Genomic DNA, 26,779 nt, shown 5'->3' with positions numbered 1-26,779 from the left:
TTAATGCCCTACTCGCTGACCATATAACCCAAAATTGAATAAATAAACCAAAATAATCGTAACAGAGACGGCAATTCCTGGAGCTAAAAAGGCCAATAAATTAACATCCATTATGTCTTTCATTTTAAACATCATCATGCCTAAATCAGGTCGAGAAAAATCATTCGCAAAGCCTAAAAATGTAATGGTTGTGATAGCTAAAATAACCGAACCAAATAATGACACTATCTCGGTCAAATAAACCGGTAAGATATTAGGTACAATATAATGGTTTAAAATAGAAAATGAAGATAAACCATCAAGTCGATAAGCGGTGATGTAAGTTTTATTCCATTCTTTGATAACACGTTGATGGATATTATAAATAAATCTTGGCGCATAAGATAAACCAATGATCACTAAGATATTGGTAATATCATCTTCTAATAGCAAACTAATTACAATCACACCCAATAATGGTGGTACAACCATAAAGAATCTAAAGATAAATAAGATAAACGGTCGAATAAATGCGACAAAAAACATCAAATAATTAATCACACCACCAATGATAATGACATAAAAAACCGCTTTTAATGTCATTGAAATAGTTGACCGATAGCCGATCAATAAATAATCGAAAATATCTTGTCCTTGAGCCGTTGTTCCTAATATATGATTGATATCACCAGTTGGCCACCAAGCAGGAGGCAAAGAAGCGACATATACTGGATTTAAATGAGCATGAAAAAACCATTTAGTTGATAATGCAATAAAAGCTATACCCAAAATCCCATAAAAACTGACAATTAAGTACAAATTACTATGCAGTTTATGCAAGCATATTTTCATGTTCTTGGCTAACTGGTTCATCCTAGGCATAATGTTCCTTATGACGTAATGGATAAATAGCAATAGCAGATATCTCACCTAATAAAGTTAATAAGCTAATTACTGTTCCACAAGCAAGGATTGCTATCGAAATAATAAAATAATTATGATTACGATAAGCCAACATAACCCATTGGCCAAGACCAACACGGTTAAACAAGATTTCAATCACCATCGTTAAAAATAATAGAGTCGTTGTATTATATGTCAATTGTGGGATTGTCGATGGAATCGAATTTGGTAATAAATGTCGACGTAAAATCTTAAATGGTGAACGCTCGCGTATAATTGCCATTTTAATATAGTTTTGCCTTGAGGTATTTTTAACATTTTCACTGACTAATTGAATAGTCACAATACTTGGTTGAATCGCTAAAATGATTGTTGGCAAAAGTAAATAATGCAGTTGTTCCCAAAGTGCCGGTAATTTGTCTGCTCGCGATGAAAGAATAATATCTAATAAAGAACTCCCCGTTACTGATATTGATATATCGAAGTTCATTGACATTGGCAATGTTGATGAAAGATAAAACATCACTAATGTTGCTAACATAACAATCGGACAAGAATAAAAGATTAAACAACCTAATCGAATTGTGGTATTTAGCCAATTTATATTACTTAAACCAAGAAAAATCCCTAACGGAATACCAATAAATAACGCAACAAGTAACGCTAAAATACAAAGCTCAAATGTCGTTAATAACGTATCGAAAAAAGGAACGGTTTCACCAGACATTAACCTAAATTGACCTTGCAATAGTTGCTTAAAAAAAGCGCTATAGGCATCAATAAAAGTTAAATCACTAAAAATAGATTGAGGAACAAAATAAACCAGACAAAAGCTGATCTGGGCAAGTACGCAGATAATAAATAAAAACGTCACTATTTTTTTTAAAATATAGATAATCATTGTTTATCTTTATCGCTTTTATGAGTTAAGAATAACGGTGACATTTGTCACCGTTATTTATCTATACACTACTCAGGTATAACCGGTTTACTTGCAGCTGCATAAGCGTGATCTTGTGCACTTAAGCCACCCGCATTACCTTTACCTTCATAATGATAATCCAACTCTTCTCGAGTTTTTATCCCACTATTAGATTCTACATAATCTGGAGCAGGAGCCTTTGTCATCACTGATGAAGAATAACCAGCAGTCGTTTCTGTTGCAGGCATGGTGACAACTTCATCTGTCTGCGGTTTATTTTCTTGAACATCAAAATCAGCTTGAGAGCTCGTTGCTGCTGCTTTTGGTTGTTGTTGTGGTTTTCGGTCACTAACAACCGCTTTTTCAGCACTATTAGTATTCACCTCATCTTTAATTACGATTGGTAATAAAAGTGAAGGAATGACTGGTACGACGTTATTTGGTTGTTCACTATTCACTTGACTATAATCAACCGCTACCCGACCTAATGCTAGCTCTAAAGACGCAGCAGCAAATGACAATGGCACTGGCGACTGTTTTAGTTCAGTATTTTTACCACGACGTTTGGTACGCGGTGTATTCATACGCAAATGTCGAGATGTGCGTCGTTGACGTTTTGGTTGTGATTCGCCAACAGCTTTATTTTCACCTGTTTCTGGAACAATAATTGGTAACAATAAAGAAGGGATCACAATACGCTCTTTTTCGTTCTGAACTGGCGCATCACTATTTTTGACCCGAACACTCTTAGTTAAGTTTCGTGGTTGTCTGCGTGGCTTAGCTTCTTTTTGTTTTGGTTGTGCAGTCTCATTAACTACTTTATCTGCCTTGATATTATTCGCTGTATTGGTGTTGCCATTGTTATTTTGTTTGCTACGACGATTGTTACGTGTCGGCTCTTTAACTTCTTCAGTAGTTATATTATTTGCTGCAGCTGCCGCATTATTGTTACGATTATTACGTTGACGTCGATTATTTGAACGTTGATTGTCTCGTCGTCTATTTTGCTGAGGTTTAACTTCAGGTTTTGGAGCCTCTTTTTCAGTCACAAATAGTTGACGAATCTTTTTAAACAATCCACCGAATAAACCAGTTGATGTTTCAACTTTTTTCGGCTCAACTTTTGCTTTTGGCGCTTTGCTTGCTTCTACTTTAGGGCCAGATAATACTGCTTCTTCTACCACCAATTCAGTAACTTGATCTTCTTCCTCTTCTTCAAGCTCACGAATCAATTTAGGTAAATTATAGCTTAATACATCGGTCTCCTCACCACGACGTTTACGAATGACTTTATAAAGAGGTGTTTCCATCTCTTCATCACCAGCAATAACAATTTTAACATCTGGATGCATTCTTTCGATATTGGTAATGGCTCGACGTTTTTCATTAAGCAAATAACTTGCAATTGGCACTGGCACAATCACGTCAATCTGCACGGTATTATCTTTCATCGCTTCTTCTTGAATTAAGCGAAGAATTGACAGTGATAATGAGTTATTATCACGAACCGTACCTGTCCCTTGACAACGAGGACAAATATGGTGAGTAGCTTCACGCAACGAAGGGCTTAAACGTTGACGAGACATCTCAAGTAGACCAAAACGAGAAATACGTGTGGTTTGAATTCTTGCTCGGTCAGTTTTCATCGCTTCTTTCAAGCGATTTTCAACTTCACGCTGATTACGGATTGGCGTCATATCGATAAAATCGATAACAATTAAACCACCTAAATCACGTAAGCGTAATTGACGAGCAATTTCTTCCGCTGCTTCAAGGTTAGTATTAAATGCAGTCTCTTCAATATCGCTACCACGGATAGATTTCGCTGAGTTGATATCAATAGCAGTTAATGCTTCGGTTGCATCAATAACAATTGAGCCACCAGATGGCAATCGAACTTCACGTTGGAATGCTGATTCAATCTGCCCTTCAATTTGGAAATGGTTAAATAATGGTACATCACCCTCATAAAGTTTTAAGCGACTAACATACTCAACTCGGCCTAAATCAGCTAATCGCTTTTTAGCAATTTCAAGTACTTTTGGATTATCAATGAGAATATCACCAACATCATCACGCAAGTAATCACGGAATGCACGAGTAATTATATCGCTTTCTTTATGGATTAAACTTGGCGCTGGATGATTTTTAGATTCATTTTGAATCGCAGTCCAATAGTTGACTAAAGCATTCAAATCCTGTTGCAACTCTTCCTGGCTTTTACCAACCCCTGCTGTTCTCGCAATAACGCCCATACCTTTTGGTTTTTCTAGTGCATCAATAATACGCTTAAGGTCAGCACGCTCTTCACCTTCAATACGACGAGAAACGCCACCGGCTCTAGGGTCATTTGGCATTAAAACTAAATAGCTACCGGCTAAACTAATATAAGTCGTTAAAGCGGCACCTTTTTTACCACGAATTTCTTTTTCTATTTGAATAAGAACTTCTTGGCCTTCTTGTAAATGTTTAATACTACGACGACCAGAGATATTGGAAGGGAAATAGCTTTCAGCGATCTCTTTTAGAGGTAAAAAACCATCTCGTTCACCACCGTAAGAGACAAATGCAGCTTCTAAACTAGGATTGATTTTAGTGATTTTGCCTTTATAAATATTGGCTTTTTTTTGTTCGTGACCAAGGCTTTCGATATCTAAATCATACAAGCGTTGGCCATCAACAAGGGCAACACGCAGCTCTTCTTGCTGGGTTGCGTTGATTAGCATTCTTTTCATTATTCTACACTCTTCATTAATCTAAATTAACTGTAGGTAGAATTTTATTATTAACAATAAACGCTTATTTTTAACAATGATAAACAATAGTACTTACTTAAATATTTTTTATACCGTATTCATTATTTTATTTGTGTTATTTTTGTTATTATTTTATGTGAAATCAGTATAACTTATCCAACATCAATACACTTTTTAGAGGTAATATTACATTCAAAACACCTATGCACTTTTTGAACACCACTAAACATACAATTATTGATATTATTTCAATGATGAGTTTGCAAATTCTATTTTTTCTACAATTTAACAAACCACTAAATCTTTATATGATTGTTTAAAATAAACATATTAATTAATTATAATAATTCTACTTACGCTATTTTATTTTGACAAACTGTAATGTCTAACGCCATTGCTGCATTACATGGATAAAATATCCGTGTCTATTATTCACGTTTCAGCAACGGATAGCAAGTAAATTAAACTGACTGTTTTATAAACAATTTAATACTGGTTTTGTACTGCCCTAAAATTAAACTGAAAACACAATAAAAAAAGGCTTTATCGATTAATTTTTCATCATTTAATTGGGAATAACTTTGGCAAATTTTTTATATCAATTTATAACACATTTCATGAATTTAAAAACTTAACTTTAACAATTGTGTATATGCCAATTTAGTCCGTATAATATTAAACAACTATCGATTATAAAATGAACTATGAGATAATATTTAGTTATGGAATCGCCAGAAAAAGTAGCATTGCTTGATTTTACCCAGCGTTGGATCGCTCAATTTGAACATGCTCCACAAAGTGAAGAATTACATGGTTTACCCTCGCCTTGCATTATCAAAACTGAAAATCTAGTCGTTTATTGGCAACCTTTTTTACTTAATCCTCCAAGAGATTTAACCATAGCAGAACAAGTTATTAACATCAAAATCCACCCAAGTGCACATACATTTTACGGTACACAATATGCTGCAAATCTGACAGCAAAATTTGCTGACGTTAATTTAATTTTATTGCAAGCATGGAATGACGATGACTTTTCAAATTTAGAAAAAAATTTAATTGCTCACCTATCGCAACAAAAAAAATTAAAGCGAACGCCGACCATTTTTATCGCCTCAACCGATGAAGATACTGAAATCGTCGCATTAAATAATTTGACTGGTGAAGTAGTTAAAGAAGATTTAATAACTGGACAATTGACAACATTATCATCTGATTTAGCGTCATTTCTTGAAAAACTTATCGTTATAGCATAATAATTAGCTTTCGATAATCACTAAGCTGTGGTACAAATGAGGTTCAAGTGCATTGTGGTTTACAAATTGTAACTTGCCAAACAATATGTATATAATGCAATAAGTGTCACTAAAAGAAATAGGTAACTTATGTTTGAATATTTATTAGCAGCACCAGCAGATCCTATTTTAGGCTTAGCGGATCTCTACAACAAGGATGAACGTACCAACAAAATTAATTTAAGTGTTGGTGTTTATAAAGATGAAACCACCAAAACACCTATTTTAGAAAGTGTAAAAAAAGCTGAGCATCTATTGCTAGATGATGAAACCACAAAAAGCTATTTACCCATTGATGGTGTTAATTCATTTAATATTGCCACTCAAGTTTTACTGTTCGGTAGTGAAAATCAACGAGCGAGAACTGCGCAAGCCCCTGGCGGAACCGGTGCATTACGCATTATGGCAGATTTTTTATCTCGCCGTACGAAAATAAAACGAGTTTGGATAAGCAATCCATCGTGGCCTAATCATCGTAGCGTATTTCAAACTGCGGGATTAGAAGTTCGAGAATACCGTTATTATGATGCTCAAACTCGAAGCCTAGATTTTGATGGTTTAATGAGTGATTTGAATCAAGTTATTGCCGGTGAAGCAGTGCTATTTCATGGTTGTTGCCATAACCCTACCGGTATCGATCCGACTCCAGAACAATGGCAAACAATTTCAGAGTTAGCCTTAAAAAATGGTTGGTTACCACTATTTGACCTCGCTTATCAAGGGTTTGGTCAAGGTATAGAAGAAGACGTATATGGACTTAGACTGTTTGCGAATAATCAACCTGAACTACTGATTGCTAGCTCTTACTCAAAAAATTTCGGTCTATATAATGAGCGTGTTGGTGCATTCACTTTAATTGCAGCTGATAGCGAAATTGCCGATCGAGCATTTAGTCAGGTCAAAACTATTATCAGAGCCAACTACTCTAATCCTCCAGCCCATGGTGCTAAGATTGTCTCTTATATATTAAACAATGCTGAATTAAAAGAAGAGTGGATTGATGAATTAACGGGCATGCGTCAACGTATTCATCGTATGCGCCAACTATTTGTGAAAACGCTACAAGACAAAGGCGCTAACCAAGATTTTAGTTTTATTGCCAAACAAAATGGTATGTTTTCATTTAGTGGTTTAACTGAAGAACAAGTACTTAAATTGCGTAATGATTATAGTATTTATATTGTTAATTCGGGACGAATCAATGTTGCCGGAATGACTATCGATAATATGTCTAGACTTTGTGAATCAATTGTCGAAGTTTTATAGTATAAACTAAAATAACGTATATTCTTCATAATTGGATGTGTTTAAGGTTAAATTGAACCAAATTCACATCCAGTTTTAGTGAAAATATTATAAAAAAATAATAAATAGATAGTTATAAAACTCAAAAAAACTGCTCCTCAATTTTTTCAAAAATTTAATTGAAACATTATTCTATATTCTATTTCCTTTATTAGTTACTAACTTGTTTATATGCTAAAATATCACCATGTTTTAACATCACCTCAATTGAATCTAATTATGCCAATTTGTTATATTGCCTTAGGCAGTAATCTTAACGATCCATTAGAGCAAGCTAATCAAGCTATTGCGGCCTTAAAACAATTACCTGAAACAGTTGTTTCTGATATTTCGCCATTTTATCGTAGCAAACCATTGGGACCACAAGATCAAAATGATTATCTCAATGCAGTCATCAAATTAACCACGTCTCTGACACCAATAGCACTATTAGATCATTTACAAACCATTGAAAAGTCACAGGGTAGAGTCCGTAAAGAAAATCGCTGGGGGGCAAGAACATTAGATTTAGATATATTGTTATATGATGACTTAGTTATAGATACAGAAAGGCTTACCATACCACACTATCATATGAAAAAAAGAGAATTTGTGCTTTATCCTTTATTTGATATTTCACCTGACCTAATATTACCCGATAACGATAACCTATTTAATTTATTAACAAAATGTCCCATGAATGGATTAAAAAAATGGCATGAATAATTAATCTTATTAATAACATATAGTTGTAAATTTTTATGGTCTAAATGCAAAAAAAATAATAAAAAAAATTTGCCAAAGGCTAAATTATTGCTATAGTTTACCGCTCGCAAATAATCTGTACTTAAGGGGGATTGCTGTGAAAAAGGAACAAAAAGTAAATACATCTTCTCTTAGCCTGCTTGCTATTGCTGGGCTTGAGCCTTATAAAGAGGCGAAAGATGAGGAGTACATGAATCCTAAGCAATTAAAACATTTCAAACTTATCTTAGAAGCATGGCTGTCACAGTTACAAGGTGAAATGGGTAAAACAGTTTCTCACATGCAAGATGAGGCTGCAAATTTCCCAGATCCGGCTGACCGTGCTACTCAAGAAGAAGAATTTAGCTTAGAATTAAGAGCGCGTGACAGAGAACGTAAATTAATCAAAAAAATTGAAAAGACATTAAAGAAAATTGAAATCGATGATTTTGGTTTTTGTGAATCATGCGGTGTTGAAATTGGTATTCGTCGTTTAGAAGCAAGACCGACAGCTGATCTATGTATCGATTGCAAAACATTAGCTGAACTTCGTGAAAAACAAATGGGTATGTAATTTCCATTTAAACTATTATTTTACTTAATACGCCCATGCAATATATTGGTCGTTTTGCACCCTCACCATCTGGACCATTGCATTTTGGTTCGTTGGTGACGGCTCTCGGTAGTTACCTACAAGCCAAAGCCAATTTTGGTAAATGGCTTGTTCGCATTGAAGATATTGACCCTCCACGAGAAGTCAAAGGCGCCTCATCCTTAATATTAAAAACATTAGAAGCTTTCGAACTGCATTGGGACGACCAAGTTTTATATCAATCAAATTGTAGTGAGCGTTATCGAGCCGTATTACAAACGCTTATTACTCAGCAAAAAGCTTATTATTGTGATTGTACCAGACAAAGGATCCATAATCTTAGCAATGGGATATATGATGGCTTTTGTCGTGATCGACAGTTAGCATCAACTAACCAACAACAATGTGCTATTCGATTAAAGCAAAGTCAGCCAGTTTTTTCTTTCGATGATAAAATTCGTGGTCAACAAACTGTTGATCCAGCCAATGCTCAAGAGGATCTTATTATTCATCGCAAAGATGGGCTATTTGCTTATAATTTAGTTGTAGTATTAGATGATAATTATCAAGGAATAACTGAAATTGTTCGAGGAGCAGATCTACTACCCGTTACAGCTAAACAAATTTCGCTTTATCGATTATTTAATTTTACTATTCCTAATTACTGCCATTTACCATTGGCTTTAGATAATCTTGGTAATAAGCTGTCAAAACAAAACCATGCTAGCCCTATTGATAGTAAAAATACGAATTTATTAACTGCACAAGCATTACAGTTTTTAGGTCAGCAATTACCGGAAAGCTGGCAAGATGCCTCACAAAAACAGTTATTAGATTGGGCAATAACTCACTGGAAAATTAACCAAATACCGAAACAAAACCAAGTGTTAACCACCGATATAAGATAAATTAGGTGTGATGCCTAGATTATGCTCATGTAATAAATGTTTTTCTGGTTTTATTAATAGTGAAGCTAACACGCGTGCTTTAAGTTGTGCTTTCTGTTCTGGACTGTTTAGCAAATCCCGTAAATCAACAGCTGCATCACCAAAAAGGCAATAATGTAATTTACCAAGCGATGAAACCCGTAATCGGTTGCAACTTTTACAAAAATCCTGCGAATAAGGCATAATTAGACCAATTTTACCCTGATAATCACTATGAGCATAAACTTTCGCTGGGCCAGATAATGCCTCTTTTGCTTGTAATTGCCAACCTTGTTCAACAAGTTGAGACTCCATCGCTTGACCAGCTAAATGATAATGATTAAATAATTGACGGCTTTCGGTTGTTTCCATCAGTTCAATAAAACGTAATTCTACTGGCCGGTGTTTAATCCAAGCTAAATAATCACTCAGATGATCATTCATATTTTTCATTAGAACGGTATTAATTTTAACTTTCTCAATACCAACATCTAATGATTTTTCAACTCCTTGCATTAACTCTTGGAGTTTGTCTTGGCCTGTTATTCGTTTAAAAATATAAGGAGAAAAACTATCAATACTAATATTAATAGCATTAAGTCCAGCTTGTTGCCAATAATGGACATTTTTTAATAATCGTGAGCCATTGGTGGTAATTGCCAATTGTTTAATACTTGGATAAGCCGAAATAATTGACAAAATATCCATAAAATCTCGACGCAAAGTCGGTTCACCACCAGTTAAGCGAATTTTATGCACACCAAGTTCGGTAAATGTTGATATGACATTATCAATTTCATTTAACGATAAAAATTTATGATCTTTATTAGGTCGATACCCATTAGGTAAACAATACTGACATTGAAAGTTACATAGTTCAGTAATTGATAAACGCAAATATTGAAAGCGACGCTGATAATTATCCACTAATTGCATATATATAATAAACACCTTATCCAAATCGGGAAGCATAGCCATTTCTGTGCTATACCGCGGCTAAATTACCATATGAATAATATTATCACTTAGGCAAATCAGCTTCAGAGTTTAGTTTAGTCTAGCATAGCGTTTATTTTTTGACTATGAACAATTATTTAATATCAATCTAATAAAAAACAATTTATTTTTATCTAACATTCAACATAGTTATTACTATACTCAGTAGCGATAATGCTAAGCCAATCAGGTAATGTCCTTGTTTAGCTGGCTCTAGCCGTAAAAAAAATCTGTTTTCATTGATGACAAACTTATTTAATAACTAAAATTGCGATAATTTTTTACTACAATGATATTTAAATCATTGGTTAATGTAATATTGAAAAATTCAATTTAAAAAAATAGTTACATATTTTCATGTTAAATTAATTTAATTGATAAATTAGGTTATTATCAGCTTTACTTATTTTTTATTCTGTTTGAATATATAATGATTTTTTGTCGATAAAACCGTCAAATGGAGGTTGTAATGATTACCCATATTAGTCCATTAGGATCAATGGATTTACTTGCCCAAGCAGAAGTCGATATTCTGAAAAAGTCAGCAAATAGTGAACTATACCAATTATTTAGAAATTGTTCACTAGCCACACTAAATGCAGGTAGCAAAACTGATAATACTCAAGAATTATTGGATAGATTTAAATCTTTCGAAATTAACGTTATCAGCAAAGAACGAGGGGTCAAATTAGAGCTTATTGATGCTCCTGAAACCGCATTTGTCGACAAAAAAATTATTCGCTCCATTCAAGCCAATCTATTTGCGGTGTTGCGTGATATCCTGTTTTTAAATAGCCAAATTAGTGCAATTAAACATTTGGTGCCTAATGATAAACTAGAAAAAGAACACTCCTATTACATCACCAATCTTGTTTTCTCAATTTTACGTAATGCCAATGCTTTACATGTGGGTGAAGAACCTAATTTAATTGTCTGTTGGGGTGGGCATTCCATTAACGAAAGTGAATATTATTATGCTCGTCAGGTTGGTATGCAGTTAGGGCTACGCGAACTCAATATCTGCACTGGCTGTGGACCGGGTATTATGGAAGCACCAATGAAAGGGGCTGCAGTTGGTCACGCTCAACAAAGGATCAAAGATAGTCGCTTTATTGGTATGACCGAACCATCCATTATTGCCGCAGAGCCACCAAATGCACTGGTTAATGAACTTATTATTATGCCGGATATTGAAAAAAGACTTGAAGCCTTTGTGCGTATGGCGCACGGTATTGTTATCTTTCCTGGAGGCCCTGGTACCGCAGAAGAATTGCTTTATATTTTGGGGATAATGCTCAATCCTGCTAATAAAAATCAAACTTTACCAATTATTTTAACTGGTCCCAAAGAGTGTGAAGATTATTTTGCTGCAATTGACCAATTTATCCGCAACACCTTAGGAGATGAAGCAACTAAACTGTATGAAATTATCATTGATTCGCCAGAACAAGTCGCTCGCATCATGAAACATGGCGTTAAACAGGTTAAATCATCACGTTTAGCGACTGGAGATGCTTACGGATTTAACTGGTTACTTAAAATTGATGAATCATTACAGCATCCATTTGAACCAACTCATGAAAATATGGCATCACTTAATTTACATAAAAATCAACCTGTTGAAATGTTAGCAGCTGACTTACGTCGAGCTTTCTCAGGTATTGTAGCCGGTAATGTTAAAGAATTCGGTATGAAGCAAATCGCCGAACATGGACGCTATAAATTACAAGGTGATCCAGAGATCATGAAACAATTAGATAATTTACTGCTTAACTATGTAAAACAAGACCGTATGAAGCTACCTGGAGGCAGTGCTTACCAACCTTGTTATGAAATTTGTTATTAACGCTAAAATTAAATAACTTCTTTTCCGTCGATAGTTAAATTCTAAGATTAAATTGCAGAATTAAATCGGCGGAATATTTTCAGCAAGAATCCCCCTACAAATCACTTAAAATATCTAGTGCTTCAGATACTTTCTTAACCGCAAAGATCTGCATATTTTCTGGTTTCTTTTTCGGCATATTGGCAATAGGTACTATCGCTTTTTTAAAGCCATGTTTAGCCGCTTCTGAAATACGCTCTTGACCACTTGGTACCGGTCTGATTTCACCACCTAATCCTATTTCACCAAAAATTACCACATCTTGTGGTAAAGGACGATTACGGAAACTCGATACCAATGCGGCAATTAATGCTAGATCTGCGCTCGTTTCAGTCACTTTTACCCCACCGACAACATTAACAAAAATATCCTGATCGGCCATTTGTAAACCACCATGACGATGTAAAACAGCCAATAACAGTGCTAATCGGTTCTGATCAAGTCCGACAGTTACTCGTCTTGGATTACCATAAACAGAGTGATCAACTAACGCTCTGGATCTCAACTAATAATGGCCGAGTGCCTTCCCACAGCACCATTACTGAACTACCAGATAACATCTCTTCACCACGACTTAAAAAGATTGCTGATGGATTGCTAACCTCTTTCAAGCCTTGTTCGGTCATGGCAAACACACCAAGCTCATTTACGGCACCAAAACGATTTTTATGGCTACGCAAAGTACGGAATCGAGAATCCGCATCACCATCAAGTAAAATCGAGCAGTCAATACAGTGTTCAAGCACTTTAGGTCCTGCCAGCGAACCATCTTTAGTCACATGGCCAACCATGATAATGGCAATTCCTTTGGTTTTCGCAAAGCGAGTTAAATAAGCTGCTGTTTCTCGAACTTGTGCCACACTGCCTGGCGAAGATTGGATATCAGCAAGATGCATCACTTGAATTGAATCGATAACCATTAATTTTGGTTGAGATTGTTCGGCCAGTAAACAGATCTGCTCGATACTGGTTTCAGACAACATATTAATATTATCAGTAGGTAAACCTAAACGATGGGCACGCATTGCTACTTGTTGCAATGACTCTTCACCAGTAACATAGAGTGTATTCATTTGTGCAGACAATTTACTCATTGTTTGCAATAACAAAGTACTTTTACCGGCACCAGGATTACCACCAATTAAGATAGCACTACCTGGTACCACGCCACCGCCAAGTACGCGGTCAAATTCAGAAAATCCAGTTGAAAATCGAGGTAAGGCTTCTAAACTAATCTCAGATAGCTTTTGGATCTTAGTTTGCCCTGCACCACCAGCATAACCGGTTAATCGATCATTGCGTGATGAGGAACTGGCTAACCTCACTTCAGTAATAGTATTCCAAGCATGGCAAGCACTACATTGACCTTGCCAACGAGGATAGTCGGCGCCACAATCATTACATACATAAGCGCGCTTTACTGTTTTGGCCAAATTTTTCTCCTAACCTTCACTTAATAAACTGGTAGATAAAATGCACCATAAACCAGTTAAATCAGCATAATTGATACTAATTTTTGCTTTTTCAACCACTTTCGGCTTGCCGTGATAAGCAACCCCAAGTCCAGCAATTCGAATCATCATTAAATCATTGGCACCATCGCCAATCGCAACCGTTTGTTCAATCGGAATATCTAAAGAAGCAGCCAATTGTTGTAACATTCGAGCTTTATATTTAGCATCAACAATTTGCCCTATCACTTTACCAGTTAACTGGCCTTTTTTAATTTCTAACTCATTAGCATGAGCAGCAACCAGTTTCAACTTCTGTTTTAAATGGTCAGCAAAATAGGTAAATCCTCCAGAAACAATAGCAACGTGCCAATTTTTTTTATGTAGCTCTTTAACTAAACAAGTCAATCCCGGCGTTAGCGGTAGTGTTTTTTTTACTTGCTCTAAAATATCTTGTGGAGCACCAGTTAACGTCGCCACGCGTTTGCGTAAGCTGGAGGCAAAATCAAGTTCACCTCGCATAGCAAGTTCAGTAACTGCAGCAACTTGTTCACCCACACCTTGTAGCTTTGCCAACTCATCAATACATTCAATACCAATAGCTGTTGAATCCATATCCATAACCAATAGGCCAGGAGAATGTAAGGTTGGTAAATTATCGATTGGTGCAACATCAATCCCTAAGCTTAACGAAATCGATTTGGCTTTTTTCGGCATTACCCCTGCAATACGTACAATTTGATAGGTTTTAATTTTCCATGAAGAAACCACAACCATCGGCATTGCTAGCTGTCTTTGAAATTTTGACAGCAAGGTTTTATTTAACTTTTTACCATAAATAATCCAACCGGTTTTTCCGGCATTGTAATCTAATGGGACTACTTCACAACCATTTAAAGATAAAGGTAAACCTTGCCAATATTGTATATTTTCAGGGAGATCACTATAGGTTAATGTGTAAGCCATATTTCGAGAGTCTTAAAAGTGCAAAACAGATTCGGAATTTACCATATCTGCCAAAGATTGTCCAAGTAACGATGATAAGATGTTATTGATTAAATTTTATCGCTTAAAAAACCCCGTTCCTCAAAATTTTTTGAGTAAGAATTTAATTCATCATTAATCATTGCAAATCAACTAACAATTAAAAAGACAAAAATGACAACTAAACGCCTTCACCCCATAAACAGAGTTGTTCAAGCGCGGGACCAACTTTTTCACCAAGTGGAGTTAGTTTATATAACACTTTAAGTGGTGGTTTTTGGCCATAAACACGGCGAATAATAAGCCCATCTTGTTCCAATTTTTTAAGTTGAATGCTTAATGTCATATCGGTAACTTCTGGAATCAATATCTTTAACTCACTAAATCGTTTTTCCCCTGAAAGTAAATAATAAAGGATTACACCTTTCCATTTTCCACCAATTAAATCCATTGCTAAACTTATTGGGCAATAATAAGTTTTATTGTTATAGCGTTTTGACGGCCGTTCTTCACCACTTTGCATACATATTCCTAACTATACTATCAAGTTTGATAGATATTGCTTAAAAAATATTTGTCAATAAACTAAATAGAGTAACTCAATTTTTTATAGTATAAAAACAAAGGAAATTTTATGCCATTAATTATTTTAGCTCATCCTAATATTGAACAATCAACAGCCAATAAAACTATTGTTGAAACCTTACAAAATGAAGTTAAAGATCTTGAAGTTCGAAATATTCATCAGCTTTATCCAAACTATCAAATTAATGTGCAAGAAGAACAAACCGCATTGCTGAGACACGAGCTAATCATTTTACAATACCCGATGTATTGGTTTAATATGCCAGCGATCCTAAAATTATGGTTTGATGATGTATTTACCTATCAATTTGCCTATGGTTCAAAAGGCGATAAATTAAAAGATAAAAAATTACTAACCAGTTTAACTATCGGACAAGTTGAGAAAAATTATAGTGATTATGACGCTAATATAATCGATCATCTACATCAACCAGTAAAACTATCTGCACTTTATAGCCAAATGCAATACCTAACACCAGTTGTTTTATATGGGGTATCACCAGTAACCGCTGAGCCAAATGAAATAAAGGCCAAAGCAATACAACATAGTGAAAAATTAGTTACAATGATTGAAAAATATAAACAATAGAATAATGGTGATGATTTATATTTGCATAATAAATCATCAAACATTATTACTAATAACTATTCTTTCCTTAATACAGCATAGAAAAAACCATCACCAGCCAATTCAGTCGGTAAAAACTGCCTAAGTTCTCCCTGCTGTTTGGCGTTGGGGGTTTGTTGTAAAAAACGGGCGATTTGTAACTTATTCTCCTCTGGCAATACGGAGCAAGTGGCATAAACTAAGGTGCCACCTGTTTTTAAATAAGGCCAGATACGTGTCAAAATAGCATATTGTAGTTCGGTGAGTTGAGTGATATCGCTATCACGTCGTAACCATTTTATATCAGGATGACGACGAATAACCCCAGTAGCCGAACAAGGTGCATCAAGCAAGATGCGATCAAACTGACACCCATCACACCACTTCTCAGGAGTTAAACCGTCACCGACTTTGACTTGTGCATGTTGTTTTAGGCGTGTTAAATTTTCATCAATTCGTTTAACTCGGTTGGCATCAACATCTACAGCTAATACATTAGCTGTTGGCGCAAGTTCTAAAATATGGGTGGTTTTACCGCCAGGAGCGGCACACATATCTAAAATTTGCTCACCATTTTTAGGTGCTAATAGATAAGCCGCATATTGTGCTGATAAATCTTGTACTGTTACCGCTCCTTCAGCAAAAAACGGTAACTTAGTCACATTTACCGCAGTAGTTAAGCGAATAGCACAAGGGATATCAGCAAAAGACTCGGAAGCAATCTGTTGTTTTTCAAGTAATTGTTGGTATTCACTAACCGAATAATGGTTAAGATTAACTCGTAACCACATAGGTGGTTTCTGATTATTCGCATTAACAATTACTTGCCACTTTTCTGGATAAGCTGATTTTAAACGATTTAATAACCAACTAGGATGTAAGGTCTGACTAATTTGTTGTTTACTATCTTGCTGAAATTTTTGTTTTAATGATGCCTGTTGGCGTAAAAATTCACGTAAAACACCATTAATCACACCTTTTAATTGCGGTTTTTTTAAATCATTAACCGCACCAACTGTTTCGCCTACAGCGGCATGTTCAGGAATTCGGGTATAAAGAATTTGGTACAATCCAATTAGCAATAAGTAATGTAAAATTCTATTTTTCCCAGTTAAGACCTTGCTCATTAAGTTATGAATATAGAAATCCAGTTCTGGTAGCACTCGCATTACACCAAAACAGATCTCTTGCACTAGTGCTTTGTCTTTATCAGCAACTTGATTATTCAAAGATGCTAAAGCCGTACTAAGTGATTGTCCTTCTTCAAGTACCGCAAAAATAGCTTTTGCACAAAGCGCACGAATATTTTGGTATGACTTTTTATTCATAACTAATAATAGCCTTAATTCTTTTAATTGTTTAAAGAATCAATGATCCCACCCATCCAGCAATAAATAACGGAATATTGAAATGGGTAAAGGTTGGAATAACACTGTCTCTAATATGGTCATGCTGTCCATCACTATTTAAACCAGCAGATGTGGCTAAAATAGTATCTGAAGGTGGTGAACCGGCATCACCGATAGCTCCTGATGCACCAATTAAACAAACTGTTGCAATTGGTGAAAATCCTAATTGAACGCATAACGGAACATAAATTGCCGCAATAATAGGAACAGTAGAAAATGACGAGCCAATTCCCAGCGTAATGACCAAACCAACTAACATCATCATGAAAGAGGCCACGACTTTGTTTCCAGCAAATAACGCTGCACTATTAATGACTAAAGGTTCTATTTCATGCGTCTGTTTTAATACTTCGGCAAACCCTTGCGCAGATATCATCACAAAACCAATCATTGCCATCATTTTGATACCATCGGTGAAGATTCCATCTGCTTCGCCCCATTTGATTGAACCTGAAACAATAAAGCAAATAAAACCAATTAACGCACCTAATATCATCGATCCAGTACAAAGTTGCACGGTGAAAGAAAGAACAATCGCTAATAATGAGATAATAAGTGAACGAGCACTTACATTACTAAACTGTTCGGCATGACTCTCTTCACGGATAAGTTCATACTGTCTCGGTTTACGATAACTGACAAAAATAGCCCATAGTAAACCAACAAACATACCGAAAGCAGGAATAGCCATAGCATGCATGACATTAACATGACTAACATCCATTCCAGACGAAATAATATTTTTTAACAAAATTTGATTTAGAAAGATATTACCGAATCCGACCGGTAAAAACATATATGGCGTAATCAAACCAAATGTCATAATACACGCAATCATTCGTCTATCTAGTTGTAATCTCGACATCACATATAAAAGTGGTGGAATTAAAAGCGGAATAAAGGCGATATGAATTGGAATAATATTCTGTGAGGAAATACTAACTAACCCGATAATAATAACTAATAACCATTTAATTCGTGTTTTAGCATCATTAGTAGTTAATTGTTTAATGGCTTTATCAGCTAATAATTCTGGTAATCCTGATTTAGAAATAGCCACGGCAAACGCACCTAACATAGCATAAGATAAGGCAATATTAGCCCCGTTACTAATACCTGCATTAAAAGCGTCTATGGTTTCTTTTAGGGTTAGATGACTGCATAAACCACCTGCAAATGCACCAATAATTAAGCTAATTACCACATGAACTCGGCAAAGCGAAAGCACTAACATTAAAATAACAGCAACAACAACTGCATTTACTGAGGAAAACAGCTCAAGAATAGTATTCATAAATAGATTCTTCGTAGCGAGATAAAGGTGGTTATTCTAGGCGATAGCTATTTAAAGTGCAATTGTTAGTATACGCTTACTCGCATAAAGCCTTTTTTAATCACCAATTAACTGACCATGTTAAAATATGAATCAATAAAACAAATAATATTGTTATATCTTTAGGTTGTAGCACACTTGATCTCGTGTCATTATAAAAGCAATAGCAAAACTGAAATTACAATTAAATAATTATCCTATTGAATTAAATAAGCTAAGGTCTAAATTGCCAGCTTTTTGGCTAAACAAAGTTAATATATACAAACATCATGGTATATGATCAGTTTTGGACAAAATTTAGATTAGTTACGGAGAATTTCAAATGAGAAGTAATATTGATGGTCATTTTCTATTGATTGGTTTAATGGCTTATCCGATTCGTCATAGTTTATCACCGCAAATGCAAAATACCATTTACTCTAAATTAAATATTCCATTTATTTATTTAGCATTTGAAGTCGATCAACTAAAGCTACCCGATGCAATAAAAGGTTTACGAGCGCTTGGGTTACGAGGTAGTGCTATTTCAATGCCCAATAAACAACTTGTTTGCCAATACCTTGATAAATTAACACCTGCGGTAGAAATGAGTGGTGCCTGTAATACCATTTCAAATGATAATGGCGTATTGACTGGTTATAACACTGACGGCATAGGCTATATGCGTATGCTAGCAGAAGCTGGCATTAATATGCTAGATAAAAAAATAACCGTTCTCGGTGCCGGAGGTGCGGCAACCGCAATTGCCGTACAAGCAGCTCTTGATGGTGTAAAAGAAATTGCTATTTTTAATCAGAAAGATGAGTGCTATACAAAGATAGAATCGGTAATAAAAAAATTAAATGAACAGACAAAATGTAAAGTACATATTACCGATCTAGCTGATGAGAATGAGCTAAGAAAACAAATTGCTGATAGTGATGTACTTTGTAATGCCACTGGTGTAGGAATGAAACCATTAGAAGGGCAAAGTTTAATTACCGATCCAACAATCTTGCGATCAGATCTCGTTGTTACAGATTGTATTTATAGCCCACGCAAAACTAAGCTATTAGAAATGGCCGAACAACAAGGATGTAAAACACTCAATGGCATCGGTATGATGCTATGGCAAGGAGCGGCACAAATAAAAATTTGGACAGGCGAAGATGCACCAATTGATTATGTCAAAGAACAAATGGGATTTAATGATTAATTTTGTGGTGAACAGGAAATAAAATGAATATAGTAACAGTTAAACAGCTTGAGATAGGTAAAGGTACTCCAAAAATAATTGTGCCAATTATTGGAAAAACTGAAGATGAACTCATTGATGAGGTAAAGTTTTTACAAACTATTGATTTTGACGTTTTAGAATGGCGAGTTGACCACTTTACGCAAGTTGATAATATTGATGCAGTCAAATCCATAGCACAAAAAATAGCGACCTTATTGCCCAATAAACCAATTTTATTTACTTTCCGTACCGCAAATGAAGGTGGCGTAAAACCATGGCCATTAGATGCTTATATGCAACTAAATAAAGCAATGGCAAGCAGTGGCTTAGTTGATTTAATTGATGTTGAAGTCTTTATTGGCGATGACAATGTAAAAGAAATTATCGATATTGCGCATAAAAATAACGTATTCGTGGTTGCCTCAAACCATGACTTTGAAAAAACACCATCACAAAGTGATATTGTCTATCGATTAAGAAAAATGCAAGACTTAGGTGCAGATATTCCTAAAATTGCCGTGATGCCACAAAATACTAATGATGTATTAACATTACTTGCCGCAACCAGCGAAATGAATGAAAAATTTGCTACACAACCAATTATTACCATGTCAATGGCCGGTCTTGGTGCAATCAGCCGCATTGCAGGGACAACCTTTGGTTCAGCCATGACATTTGGTGCTGCCAAAAACGCCTCAGCTCCAGGTCAACTCGATGTTAAACAATTACGTTACATTTTAGATGTAATGTATCAAAGCAAAGCTTGATAATAAACTGATGCCATCACGATTTAAACTGGATTGTGATGGCTAGTTTTCGCTCATTAATACAACCATTGTGATAACTTAATTTCAATAAACTATATAGTGTTGCTATTAATATGTCTTTATAATGGGTAGGCATAGGCATCTATAAATTAAAACAATCTAGCTGAAAGATTATGCAAATTAACTAACAGTTAGACAATAACACATATATACTTGGATTAATGTTTATTGTTAAAAAGTAAAATAACAATATAAATTTGCAATTTATGCATCGACAAGTCAGTCGATAAACGAATGGCTAACAATGATTTAATTATATAATTAGCCACAAAATATGAGGTTTATTTTTATGTTTTCTTGGTGGACAAAAGTTTATTTTTCACTAATTCAGATCCCTGTTAAGCTTTTTGTTAAAAGTAAACCAATTCCTACCGATCCTATTACTGAATTGGATCTCGATATCCATCGACCAATTTTGTATGTGCTACCTTATAATTCGCAAATTGACTTAATGGTAGTGAGATCACTTTGTCTTAAATATGATTTGCCAGATCCTTTACTAGGCATTGATATTAATGGTAATACTATTCCTGCTTATATTTATATTGATAAAGGGCCGGGTATTTTTGCCTCTAAAAAACAAAAAAATAAATCAATTGAAATTTTAAGGGAATATATCTCAGCGCATCAACAAAATGATGAACTAGATGTGCAAATGTTGCCAGTTTCCGTTATGTTCGGGCGAAAACCAGATAAAGAAGGTAAAAAAATGCCTTCACTACAAGTTTTGGGCGCAACGTATAAACTTTATAAAATCTTAATTTCTGGCCGCGACTGTTATACTCGATTCTCTCGAACGGTATCATTTAAAAATATTAAGGTTGACGATAATCAAGATATCTCTGTTTTAGCCCACAAACTTGCTCGAGTCGCACGCATACACTTTGCTAAACAAAGGGCTGCCTCTGTTGGTCCGAAGTTACCTATTCGTCAGGAGATGCTTAACAAATTACTAACTAATCCTGCCCTTGCCGAAGCTATACAAGAAGAAGCTAAAAGCAAAAAAATAGATCAGGATAAAGCCAAAAAGAATGCCCTATCATTATTAAACGAAATTGCAGCTAATTTTTCTTACCGCATGCTTAGAGTGACTGATTTTGTTCTGACTTGGGCATGGAATAGACTTTATCAAGGTCTAAAAGTTACTAATGCTGACCCAGTTCGAGAATTAGCTGAAAATGGCCATGAAATTGTCTATGCGCCATGTCATCGCAGTCATATGGATTACTTATTACTATCTTATGTACTTTATCGACAAGGACTGGTGCCACCACATATTGCTGCAGGTATTAATTTAAACTTCTGGCCAGCAGGCCCTATTTTTAGGCGCTTAGGGGCATTTTTTATTCGCCGTTCATTTAAAGGTAATAAACTTTATACCGCTGTATTTCGGGAGTATTTAGCTGAGTTATTTATCCGAGGTTATGCGGTCGAGTATTTCATTGAGGGTGGTCGATCACGCACAGGTAGGTTACTTGATCCTAAAACAGGAATGTTAATGATGACAGTCCAGACTTTATTGCGTGGTGATCCTCGGCCAATCACAATCGTTCCTGTTTATATTGGTTATGAACATGTTTTAGAAGTTGCCACTTATGCCAATGAACTTCGTGGCGCAAAAAAAGAAAAAGAGAGCTTGTGGCGTACAATTAAAGCATTTTTAAAATTGAAAAAATTAGGATTTGGTTATGTTAACTTTGGTGATCCTATCCCTTTAAATCAATTTTTAAATCAACAAATTCCCGATTGGCGAGATGCGATTGATCCAACAGGAACACAACGCCCTAGCTGGTTAACACCCACAACTAACCTGCTGGCTACACAAATAATGGAACACATAAATTCATCTGCTGCAATTAATGCGATGAATTTATGTTGTTCAATATTGTTAGCTGCTGACCAATGTACATTAACCAAAGTAAAATTATTAGAAAATATTGATTATCTCTTAAAATTATTAAAAAACATTCCTTATTCCGACTTAATTACCATTCCTGATCAAACTGCTGAACAGATGTTCGAACATGCTAAAGAGATGGGCAAATTTGTCATTACCACGGATGAAGTTGGTGAAATGGTAGGTTTAACAGCCGATCAAGCAGTATTGATGACCTATTATCGTAATAACATTCAGCATTTACTGATCATTCCAGCAATTGTCGCGCGAATTTTGCTTAAAAATAACCGTATTTCGCTTGATGAAGTACTTATGCAAGTCAAACTGCTGTTCCCATTAATAAAATCAGAACTATTTTTATATCACAATGATGAACAACTAACTGAGTATGTGAATAAAATTATTGCAACTTATGCTGAATTGAATCTAATCAGTTACACGCCAGACAAATTAACCTTGAACTACTTAAAAATGTCAGGTTTACAGCTATTGGCATCATCCTCAAAAGATACATTACAACGCTATGTCATTGCATTTTCATTATTGCAAAAAGATCCAACCATCAGCCGAGCAAGTTTGGAAAAAGAAGGGCGATTAATAGCAGAACGTTTATCGATACTTCATGGTATTAATGCACCAGAATTTTTCGATAAAGGCGTCTTTTCAACATTGGTTGCTTCACTAAGAGAACAAGGTTATTTAGATGATAAAGGTGATGCTAATTTAGCGAAAATCGAAATCATGAATAAAATTCTTAAACCTCTTATTACCACTCGTGTAATGCAAACCATCGACGAAATTAATCCAAAATAATAAATTGGTTAAGGCTTACTTGATTATTATCAGTAAGCCAAATATACTGCATTTATAATCATTAATTTAAACAATTTTTTCACTTAATTAATTTCACTAACAATATATTTATATCTAAATAAAACCCTAAAACAATTAAATAGCAAACGCTATTTTTGACATATATCAAACTTTTGAATATTTATCCCTTTATTTCCATTCAATTAAATATTATCATTACAATTAATAAGGATGTTTATCCATTCCAACATAACAATCTAAATAATGTAATGTCAGCTTTTTAAGGAGTTCATATGCTATTTAACCGTAGACAGTTCTTTAAGATCTGTGCTGGTGGCATGGCAGGAACCACAGTAGCTACGCTGGGTCTTGCCCCGAGCATAGCTCTTGCACAAACTCGCCAATATAAATTATTAAAATCAAAAGAGACGCGAAACAATTGTACTTACTGCTCCGTTGGATGTGGAATGCTCCTCTATAGCCGAGGAGATGGAGCAAAAAATGCCGAATCATCTATTTTTCATATCGAAGGTGACCCTGACCATCCTGTTAGCCGTGGCTCTCTTTGTCCGAAAGGAGCTGGAGTACTTGATTATATTAAAAGCGAACAACGGGTTAAATATCCTGAATATCGTGCTCCTGGTTCTGATAAATGGCAACGGATTAGTTGGGATGAAGCAATTGATCGCATTGCACGACTCATGAAAGCTGACCGAGATAAAAACTTTCAAGAAAAAAATGCACAAGGTACGACAGTTAATCGCTGGACAACAACCGGCTGGTTGGTTACCTCAGCAGCAAGTAATGAAACTGGTTGGTTAGCGTTTAAAGTTGCTCGTTCATTAGGAATGTTAAGCCTCGAAACCCAAGCTAGGGTTTGTCATGGTCCTTCTGTTTCTAGCTTAGCTGCGACATTCGGTCGAGGCGCGATGACCAATAATTGGAATGATATCAAAAATGCTAATGTTGTTATCGTTATGGGGGGTAATGCAGCGGAAGCCCACCCTGTTGGATTTAAATGGGCTATTGAAGCTAAAATTACTAACGGTGCGGAACTGATTGCAATTGATCCACGTTTTCATCGAACTGCCTCCGTCGCCGATCATTATGTACCAATTCGTGCTGGTTCTGACATTGCTTTTTTACTTGGCATTATTAACTACCTTATCTCACATAACGAAGTAAACTTTGAATATCTAGTTACCCACTCTAATGCCAGTTTAATTGTCCGTGATGATTTTAACTTCGATACAAATAGTGGTTTATTTAGTGGTTATGATGCCGCTAACCGCCAATACGATCAAACCAGCTGGGCATATCAAAAAGATGAAAAGGGTTATGCATTAAGAGATAAAACACTAAGTCATCCACGTTGTGTATGGAATTTATTAAAACAACACGTTAGTCGTTATACACCAGAAGTGGTGAATCAAATAACCGGTAGTCCAATAGACGGTTTTTTACATGTTTGTCGATCTCTTGCTAGTACCAAAACCAACGATCGTGCAGCAACTTTCTTATATGCTTTAGGTTGGACTCAACATACTTATGGTTCGCAAATTATTCGTACCGCGGCAATGATACAATTGATTCTTGGTAATATTGGTGTCATGGGTGGCGGTATAAATGCGCTTCGCGGTCACTCCAATATTCAAGGATTAACAGATGTTGGTTTACTGTCTAATCGTTTGCCTGCTTATCTTGACTTACCAAAAGAATCGCAAACTTCACTTGAGCAATATCTAACAGAAAAAACCCCTAAACCACTCGGTCCAAATGAGGTCAATTTTTGGGGTAATTACCCGAAATTCTTTGTTAGCTTTATGAAAGCGATGTACGGCGAGAATGCCACTCAAGATAACAATTGGGGATTTGATTGGTTACCAAAATGGGATAAAACCTATGATGTTTTAAGATTCAGCAAAATGATGCGTGATGGTCAAGCTAATGGTTTTATTTGCCAAGGTTTCAACCCATTAGCAGCACTGCCTGATAAAAACAGTATTCGTGATGGACTATCTAAGCTTAAATTTTTAGTTAGCATTGATCCAATGCCAACCGAAACAGCTGAGTTTTGGAAAAATCATGGCGAATCAAATGATGTTGATCCAAGCAAAATTCAAACAGAGGTATTTAGGCTTCCTGCAAACTGCTTTGCTGAAGAAAACGGAACAATTGTTAACTCATCACGTTTATTACAATGGCACTGGGCAGCAGCAAGACCACCTTACGAATCACTTTATGATCCAGAGATTATTGCCCGCATTTACTTAAGAATTAAAGAGCTTTATGAAGAAGAAGGTGGTGCTTATCACGAACCAATTAACAATTTAAGCTGGGATTATCTAGATCCAGAAGGTCCATCGGCTGAAGAACTAGCTAAAGAGTGTAATGGTCGAGCATTAACTAACTTAACTGATGATAATGGCAATATTATTTTGAAGAAAGGCCAACTATTAAGTGGTTTTTCACAATTAAAAGCTGACGGCTCCACCTCATCAGGGATCTGGATATTCTGTGGTTCTTGGACTGAACAAGGTAACCTAATGGCACGCCGAGATCCTAGTGATCCATCCGGTAAAGGTATCCATGCGGGCTGGGCATGGGCATGGCCAATGAATCGACGAGTGCTGTATAACCGCGCCTCTGCCGACGAAAATGGTAAACCATGGGATCCAAATCGAGTATTAATCAAGTGGAACGGTACAAATTGGGATGGTAATGATATCGCTGACTTTACAGGTACATTATCACCAAGCTCTGGTGCTGGTGCATTTATCATGAATAATGATGGTTTAGGTGGATTATTCTGCTTAAATCGTTTGGTTGATGGCCCATTCCCTGAACATTATGAGCCATTTGAAACACCAATTTCCAATAATCCAATGCATCCTAAACAGGTGAATAATCCTGTTGCTAGAGCATTTAAAGAAGATCTTGCACGTTTGGGTAAAGCAGACGAGTTTCCTTATGTCGGCACAACTTATAGTATCACTGAACATTTCCATTTCTGGACTCAACATGCAAGACTAGCATCAATAACACAACCAGAACAATTTATTGAATTAAGTGAAAATCTTGCCAATAAGAAAGGCATAAAATTAGGCGATACGGTAAAAGTTACCTCTTATCGAGGTTATATCAAAGCGAAAGCAGTTGTGACAAAACGTTTACCAACTTTGACTGTTGATGGTAAAGAGATCGAAACCATAGGAATTCCAATTGTATGGGGATTCACTGGGCAAACGAAAAAAGGCTTTTTGGTTAATGAATTAACACCTCATTTAGGTGATGCTAATTCACAAACACCAGAATATAAATCTTTTTTAGTTAATATCGAAAAAGTTACTACAGCGGCATAAGAGGGAGGATAAA

At 35.6% G+C, this 26,779-nt stretch carries 19 protein-coding genes, 1 pseudogene and 1 riboswitch; of the genes and pseudogenes, 11 read left to right on the top strand and 9 right to left on the bottom strand.

Translation table 11 applies throughout. The features are described 5' to 3' along the window. From RAM17_RS02490 to rne, 3 genes are all read right to left on the bottom strand, one after another. Entirely contained in the window at positions 1–861 is an 861-nt protein-coding gene (locus RAM17_RS02490; RefSeq protein WP_110448596.1) for an ABC transporter permease subunit, read from the bottom strand. Continuing rightward, complete coding sequence (locus RAM17_RS02485; RefSeq protein WP_110448597.1) at positions 854–1,783, bottom strand: ABC transporter permease subunit; 930 nt, start codon at positions 1,781–1,783, stop codon at positions 854–856. The genes RAM17_RS02490 and RAM17_RS02485 overlap by 8 nt, the downstream gene beginning before the upstream one ends. A 68-nt stretch (positions 1,784–1,851) precedes the next feature. Next, a complete protein-coding gene (rne, locus tag RAM17_RS02480) occupies positions 1,852–4,539 on the bottom strand; it encodes a ribonuclease E (protein ID WP_110448598.1) in 2,688 nt (895 codons plus the stop codon). A gap of 743 nt (positions 4,540–5,282) precedes the next feature. On the opposite strand from rne, the gene syd reads away from it, so the two are divergent. The 5 genes from syd (at position 5,283) to gluQRS (ending at position 9,383) form a co-directional block, all read left to right on the top strand. Then, entirely contained in the window at positions 5,283–5,816 is a 534-nt protein-coding gene (gene syd, locus RAM17_RS02475; protein ID WP_110448599.1) for a SecY-interacting protein, read from the top strand. A 129-nt stretch (positions 5,817–5,945) separates the two neighbouring features. Beyond that, complete coding sequence (locus RAM17_RS02470) at positions 5,946–7,121, top strand: amino acid aminotransferase (protein WP_110448600.1); 1,176 nt, start codon at positions 5,946–5,948, stop codon at positions 7,119–7,121. Positions 7,122–7,379: 258 nt separating this feature from the next. Then, the gene (gene folK / locus RAM17_RS02465; protein WP_110448601.1) at positions 7,380–7,865 is read left to right on the top strand and encodes a 2-amino-4-hydroxy-6-hydroxymethyldihydropteridine diphosphokinase; all 486 of its coding nucleotides are present in this window, start codon (positions 7,380–7,382) and stop codon (positions 7,863–7,865) included. A 136-nt stretch (positions 7,866–8,001) separates the two neighbouring features. Further along, positions 8,002–8,457 (top strand): RNA polymerase-binding protein DksA, encoded by a 456-nt coding sequence (dksA, locus tag RAM17_RS02460; protein ID WP_110448602.1) that lies wholly within the window; start codon positions 8,002–8,004, stop codon positions 8,455–8,457. A gap of 35 nt (positions 8,458–8,492) precedes the next feature. Then, positions 8,493–9,383 (top strand): tRNA glutamyl-Q(34) synthetase GluQRS, encoded by an 891-nt coding sequence (gluQRS, locus tag RAM17_RS02455; RefSeq protein WP_110448603.1) that lies wholly within the window; start codon positions 8,493–8,495, stop codon positions 9,381–9,383. Here the strand turns inward: gluQRS and moaA are convergent. Further along, on the bottom strand, positions 9,363–10,337 hold the full coding sequence (moaA, locus tag RAM17_RS02450) for a GTP 3',8-cyclase MoaA (RefSeq protein ID WP_110448604.1): 975 nt from the start codon (positions 10,335–10,337) through the stop codon (positions 9,363–9,365). The two genes, gluQRS and moaA, sit on opposite strands and share 21 nt — an antisense overlap. Further along, positions 10,334–10,459: riboswitch (molybdenum cofactor riboswitch) on the bottom strand. Its footprint overlaps the gene before it by 4 nt. 407 nt (positions 10,460–10,866) lie before the next feature. Here moaA and ppnN point away from each other — a divergent pair. Further along, a complete protein-coding gene (gene ppnN / locus RAM17_RS02445) occupies positions 10,867–12,243 on the top strand; it encodes a nucleotide 5'-monophosphate nucleosidase PpnN (RefSeq protein WP_110448605.1) in 1,377 nt (458 codons plus the stop codon). A gap of 94 nt (positions 12,244–12,337) precedes the next feature. On the opposite strand, the pseudogene radA reads toward ppnN, so the two are convergent. From radA to RAM17_RS02430, 3 genes and pseudogenes are all read right to left on the bottom strand, one after another. Beyond that, a pseudogene (radA, locus tag RAM17_RS02440) lies at positions 12,338–13,715 on the bottom strand (DNA repair protein RadA). 9 nt (positions 13,716–13,724) lie between these two features. Next, the gene (serB, locus tag RAM17_RS02435; RefSeq protein ID WP_086360351.1) at positions 13,725–14,699 is read right to left on the bottom strand and encodes a phosphoserine phosphatase; all 975 of its coding nucleotides are present in this window, start codon (positions 14,697–14,699) and stop codon (positions 13,725–13,727) included. Positions 14,700–14,898: 199 nt separating this feature from the next. Beyond that, on the bottom strand, positions 14,899–15,240 hold the full coding sequence (locus RAM17_RS02430) for a winged helix-turn-helix transcriptional regulator (RefSeq protein WP_086362729.1): 342 nt from the start codon (positions 15,238–15,240) through the stop codon (positions 14,899–14,901). Positions 15,241–15,351: 111 nt separating this feature from the next. Here RAM17_RS02430 and RAM17_RS02425 point away from each other — a divergent pair, with 111 nt between their 5' ends. Next, positions 15,352–15,891, top strand: a complete 540-nt coding sequence (locus RAM17_RS02425) for an NAD(P)H-dependent oxidoreductase (RefSeq protein ID WP_086360353.1) — start codon at positions 15,352–15,354, stop codon at positions 15,889–15,891. Positions 15,892–15,947: 56 nt separating this feature from the next. On the opposite strand, the gene rsmB is transcribed toward RAM17_RS02425, so the two are convergent. Together rsmB and RAM17_RS02415 are read right to left on the bottom strand one after the other, a co-directional pair. Continuing rightward, complete coding sequence (gene rsmB, locus RAM17_RS02420) at positions 15,948–17,237, bottom strand: 16S rRNA (cytosine(967)-C(5))-methyltransferase RsmB (RefSeq protein WP_110448606.1); 1,290 nt, start codon at positions 17,235–17,237, stop codon at positions 15,948–15,950. A gap of 31 nt (positions 17,238–17,268) precedes the next feature. Then, positions 17,269–18,612 carry a Na+/H+ antiporter family protein gene (locus tag RAM17_RS02415; protein ID WP_110448607.1) on the bottom strand — a complete coding sequence of 448 codons (1,344 nt, stop codon included), beginning with the start codon at positions 18,610–18,612 and terminating at the stop codon, positions 17,269–17,271. Positions 18,613–18,973: 361 nt separating this feature from the next. On the opposite strand from RAM17_RS02415, the gene RAM17_RS02410 reads away from it, so the two are divergent. The 4 genes from RAM17_RS02410 to fdnG all read left to right on the top strand — a co-directional run bounded on the left by RAM17_RS02410 (position 18,974) and on the right by fdnG (position 26,766). Continuing rightward, positions 18,974–19,846: a shikimate dehydrogenase gene (locus tag RAM17_RS02410; protein WP_110448608.1), complete on the top strand. Its 873-nt coding sequence runs from the start codon at positions 18,974–18,976 to the stop codon at positions 19,844–19,846. Between the two features lie 23 nt (positions 19,847–19,869). Then, a complete protein-coding gene (aroD, locus tag RAM17_RS02405) occupies positions 19,870–20,634 on the top strand; it encodes a type I 3-dehydroquinate dehydratase (protein ID WP_110448609.1) in 765 nt (254 codons plus the stop codon). Positions 20,635–20,968: 334 nt separating this feature from the next. Further along, positions 20,969–23,404: a glycerol-3-phosphate 1-O-acyltransferase PlsB gene (gene plsB, locus RAM17_RS02400; RefSeq protein ID WP_306240623.1), complete on the top strand. Its 2,436-nt coding sequence runs from the start codon at positions 20,969–20,971 to the stop codon at positions 23,402–23,404. 293 nt (positions 23,405–23,697) lie between these two features. Beyond that, positions 23,698–26,766, top strand: coding sequence for a formate dehydrogenase-N subunit alpha (gene fdnG, locus RAM17_RS02395; RefSeq protein ID WP_110448611.1), 3,069 nt, complete (start codon positions 23,698–23,700; stop codon positions 26,764–26,766). Positions 26,767–26,779 lie beyond the last annotated feature (13 nt).

The organism is Gilliamella apis (assembly GCF_030758615.1).
Lineage (GTDB): Bacteria > Pseudomonadota > Gammaproteobacteria > Enterobacterales > Orbaceae > Gilliamella > Gilliamella apis_A.
The sequence above is the reverse complement of the archived record's forward strand: the minus strand, read 5'-3'. Positions and strand labels throughout refer to the sequence as shown.

Bases quoted from the DNA above. Each gene is read 5' to 3' on its own strand.
- RAM17_RS02425 (WP_086360353.1), top strand. From the start codon at position 15,352: ATGCCATTAATTATTTTAGCTCATCCTAATATTGAACAATCAACAGCC.
- gluQRS (WP_110448603.1), top strand. From the start codon at position 8,493: ATGCAATATATTGGTCGTTTTGCACCCTCACCATCTGGACCATTGCAT.
- folK (WP_110448601.1), top strand. From the start codon at position 7,380: ATGCCAATTTGTTATATTGCCTTAGGCAGTAATCTTAACGATCCATTA.
- RAM17_RS02470 (WP_110448600.1), top strand. From the start codon at position 5,946: ATGTTTGAATATTTATTAGCAGCACCAGCAGATCCTATTTTAGGCTTA.
- plsB (WP_306240623.1), top strand. From the start codon at position 20,969: ATGAGGTTTATTTTTATGTTTTCTTGGTGGACAAAAGTTTATTTTTCA.
- RAM17_RS02430 (WP_086362729.1), bottom strand. From the start codon at position 15,240: ATGCAAAGTGGTGAAGAACGGCCGTCAAAACGCTATAACAATAAAACT.
- RAM17_RS02415 (WP_110448607.1), bottom strand. From the start codon at position 18,612: ATGAATACTATTCTTGAGCTGTTTTCCTCAGTAAATGCAGTTGTTGTT.
- moaA (WP_110448604.1), bottom strand. From the start codon at position 10,337: ATGCAATTAGTGGATAATTATCAGCGTCGCTTTCAATATTTGCGTTTA.
- rne (WP_110448598.1), bottom strand. From the start codon at position 4,539: ATGAAAAGAATGCTAATCAACGCAACCCAGCAAGAAGAGCTGCGTGTT.
- RAM17_RS02485 (WP_110448597.1), bottom strand. From the start codon at position 1,783: ATGATTATCTATATTTTAAAAAAAATAGTGACGTTTTTATTTATTATC.
- serB (WP_086360351.1), bottom strand. From the start codon at position 14,699: ATGGCTTACACATTAACCTATAGTGATCTCCCTGAAAATATACAATAT.
- ppnN (WP_110448605.1), top strand. From the start codon at position 10,867: ATGATTACCCATATTAGTCCATTAGGATCAATGGATTTACTTGCCCAA.
- RAM17_RS02490 (WP_110448596.1), bottom strand. From the start codon at position 861: ATGCCTAGGATGAACCAGTTAGCCAAGAACATGAAAATATGCTTGCAT.
- rsmB (WP_110448606.1), bottom strand. From the start codon at position 17,237: ATGAATAAAAAGTCATACCAAAATATTCGTGCGCTTTGTGCAAAAGCT.
- syd (WP_110448599.1), top strand. From the start codon at position 5,283: ATGGAATCGCCAGAAAAAGTAGCATTGCTTGATTTTACCCAGCGTTGG.
- fdnG (WP_110448611.1), top strand. From the start codon at position 23,698: ATGCTATTTAACCGTAGACAGTTCTTTAAGATCTGTGCTGGTGGCATG.
- RAM17_RS02410 (WP_110448608.1), top strand. From the start codon at position 18,974: ATGAGAAGTAATATTGATGGTCATTTTCTATTGATTGGTTTAATGGCT.
- aroD (WP_110448609.1), top strand. From the start codon at position 19,870: ATGAATATAGTAACAGTTAAACAGCTTGAGATAGGTAAAGGTACTCCA.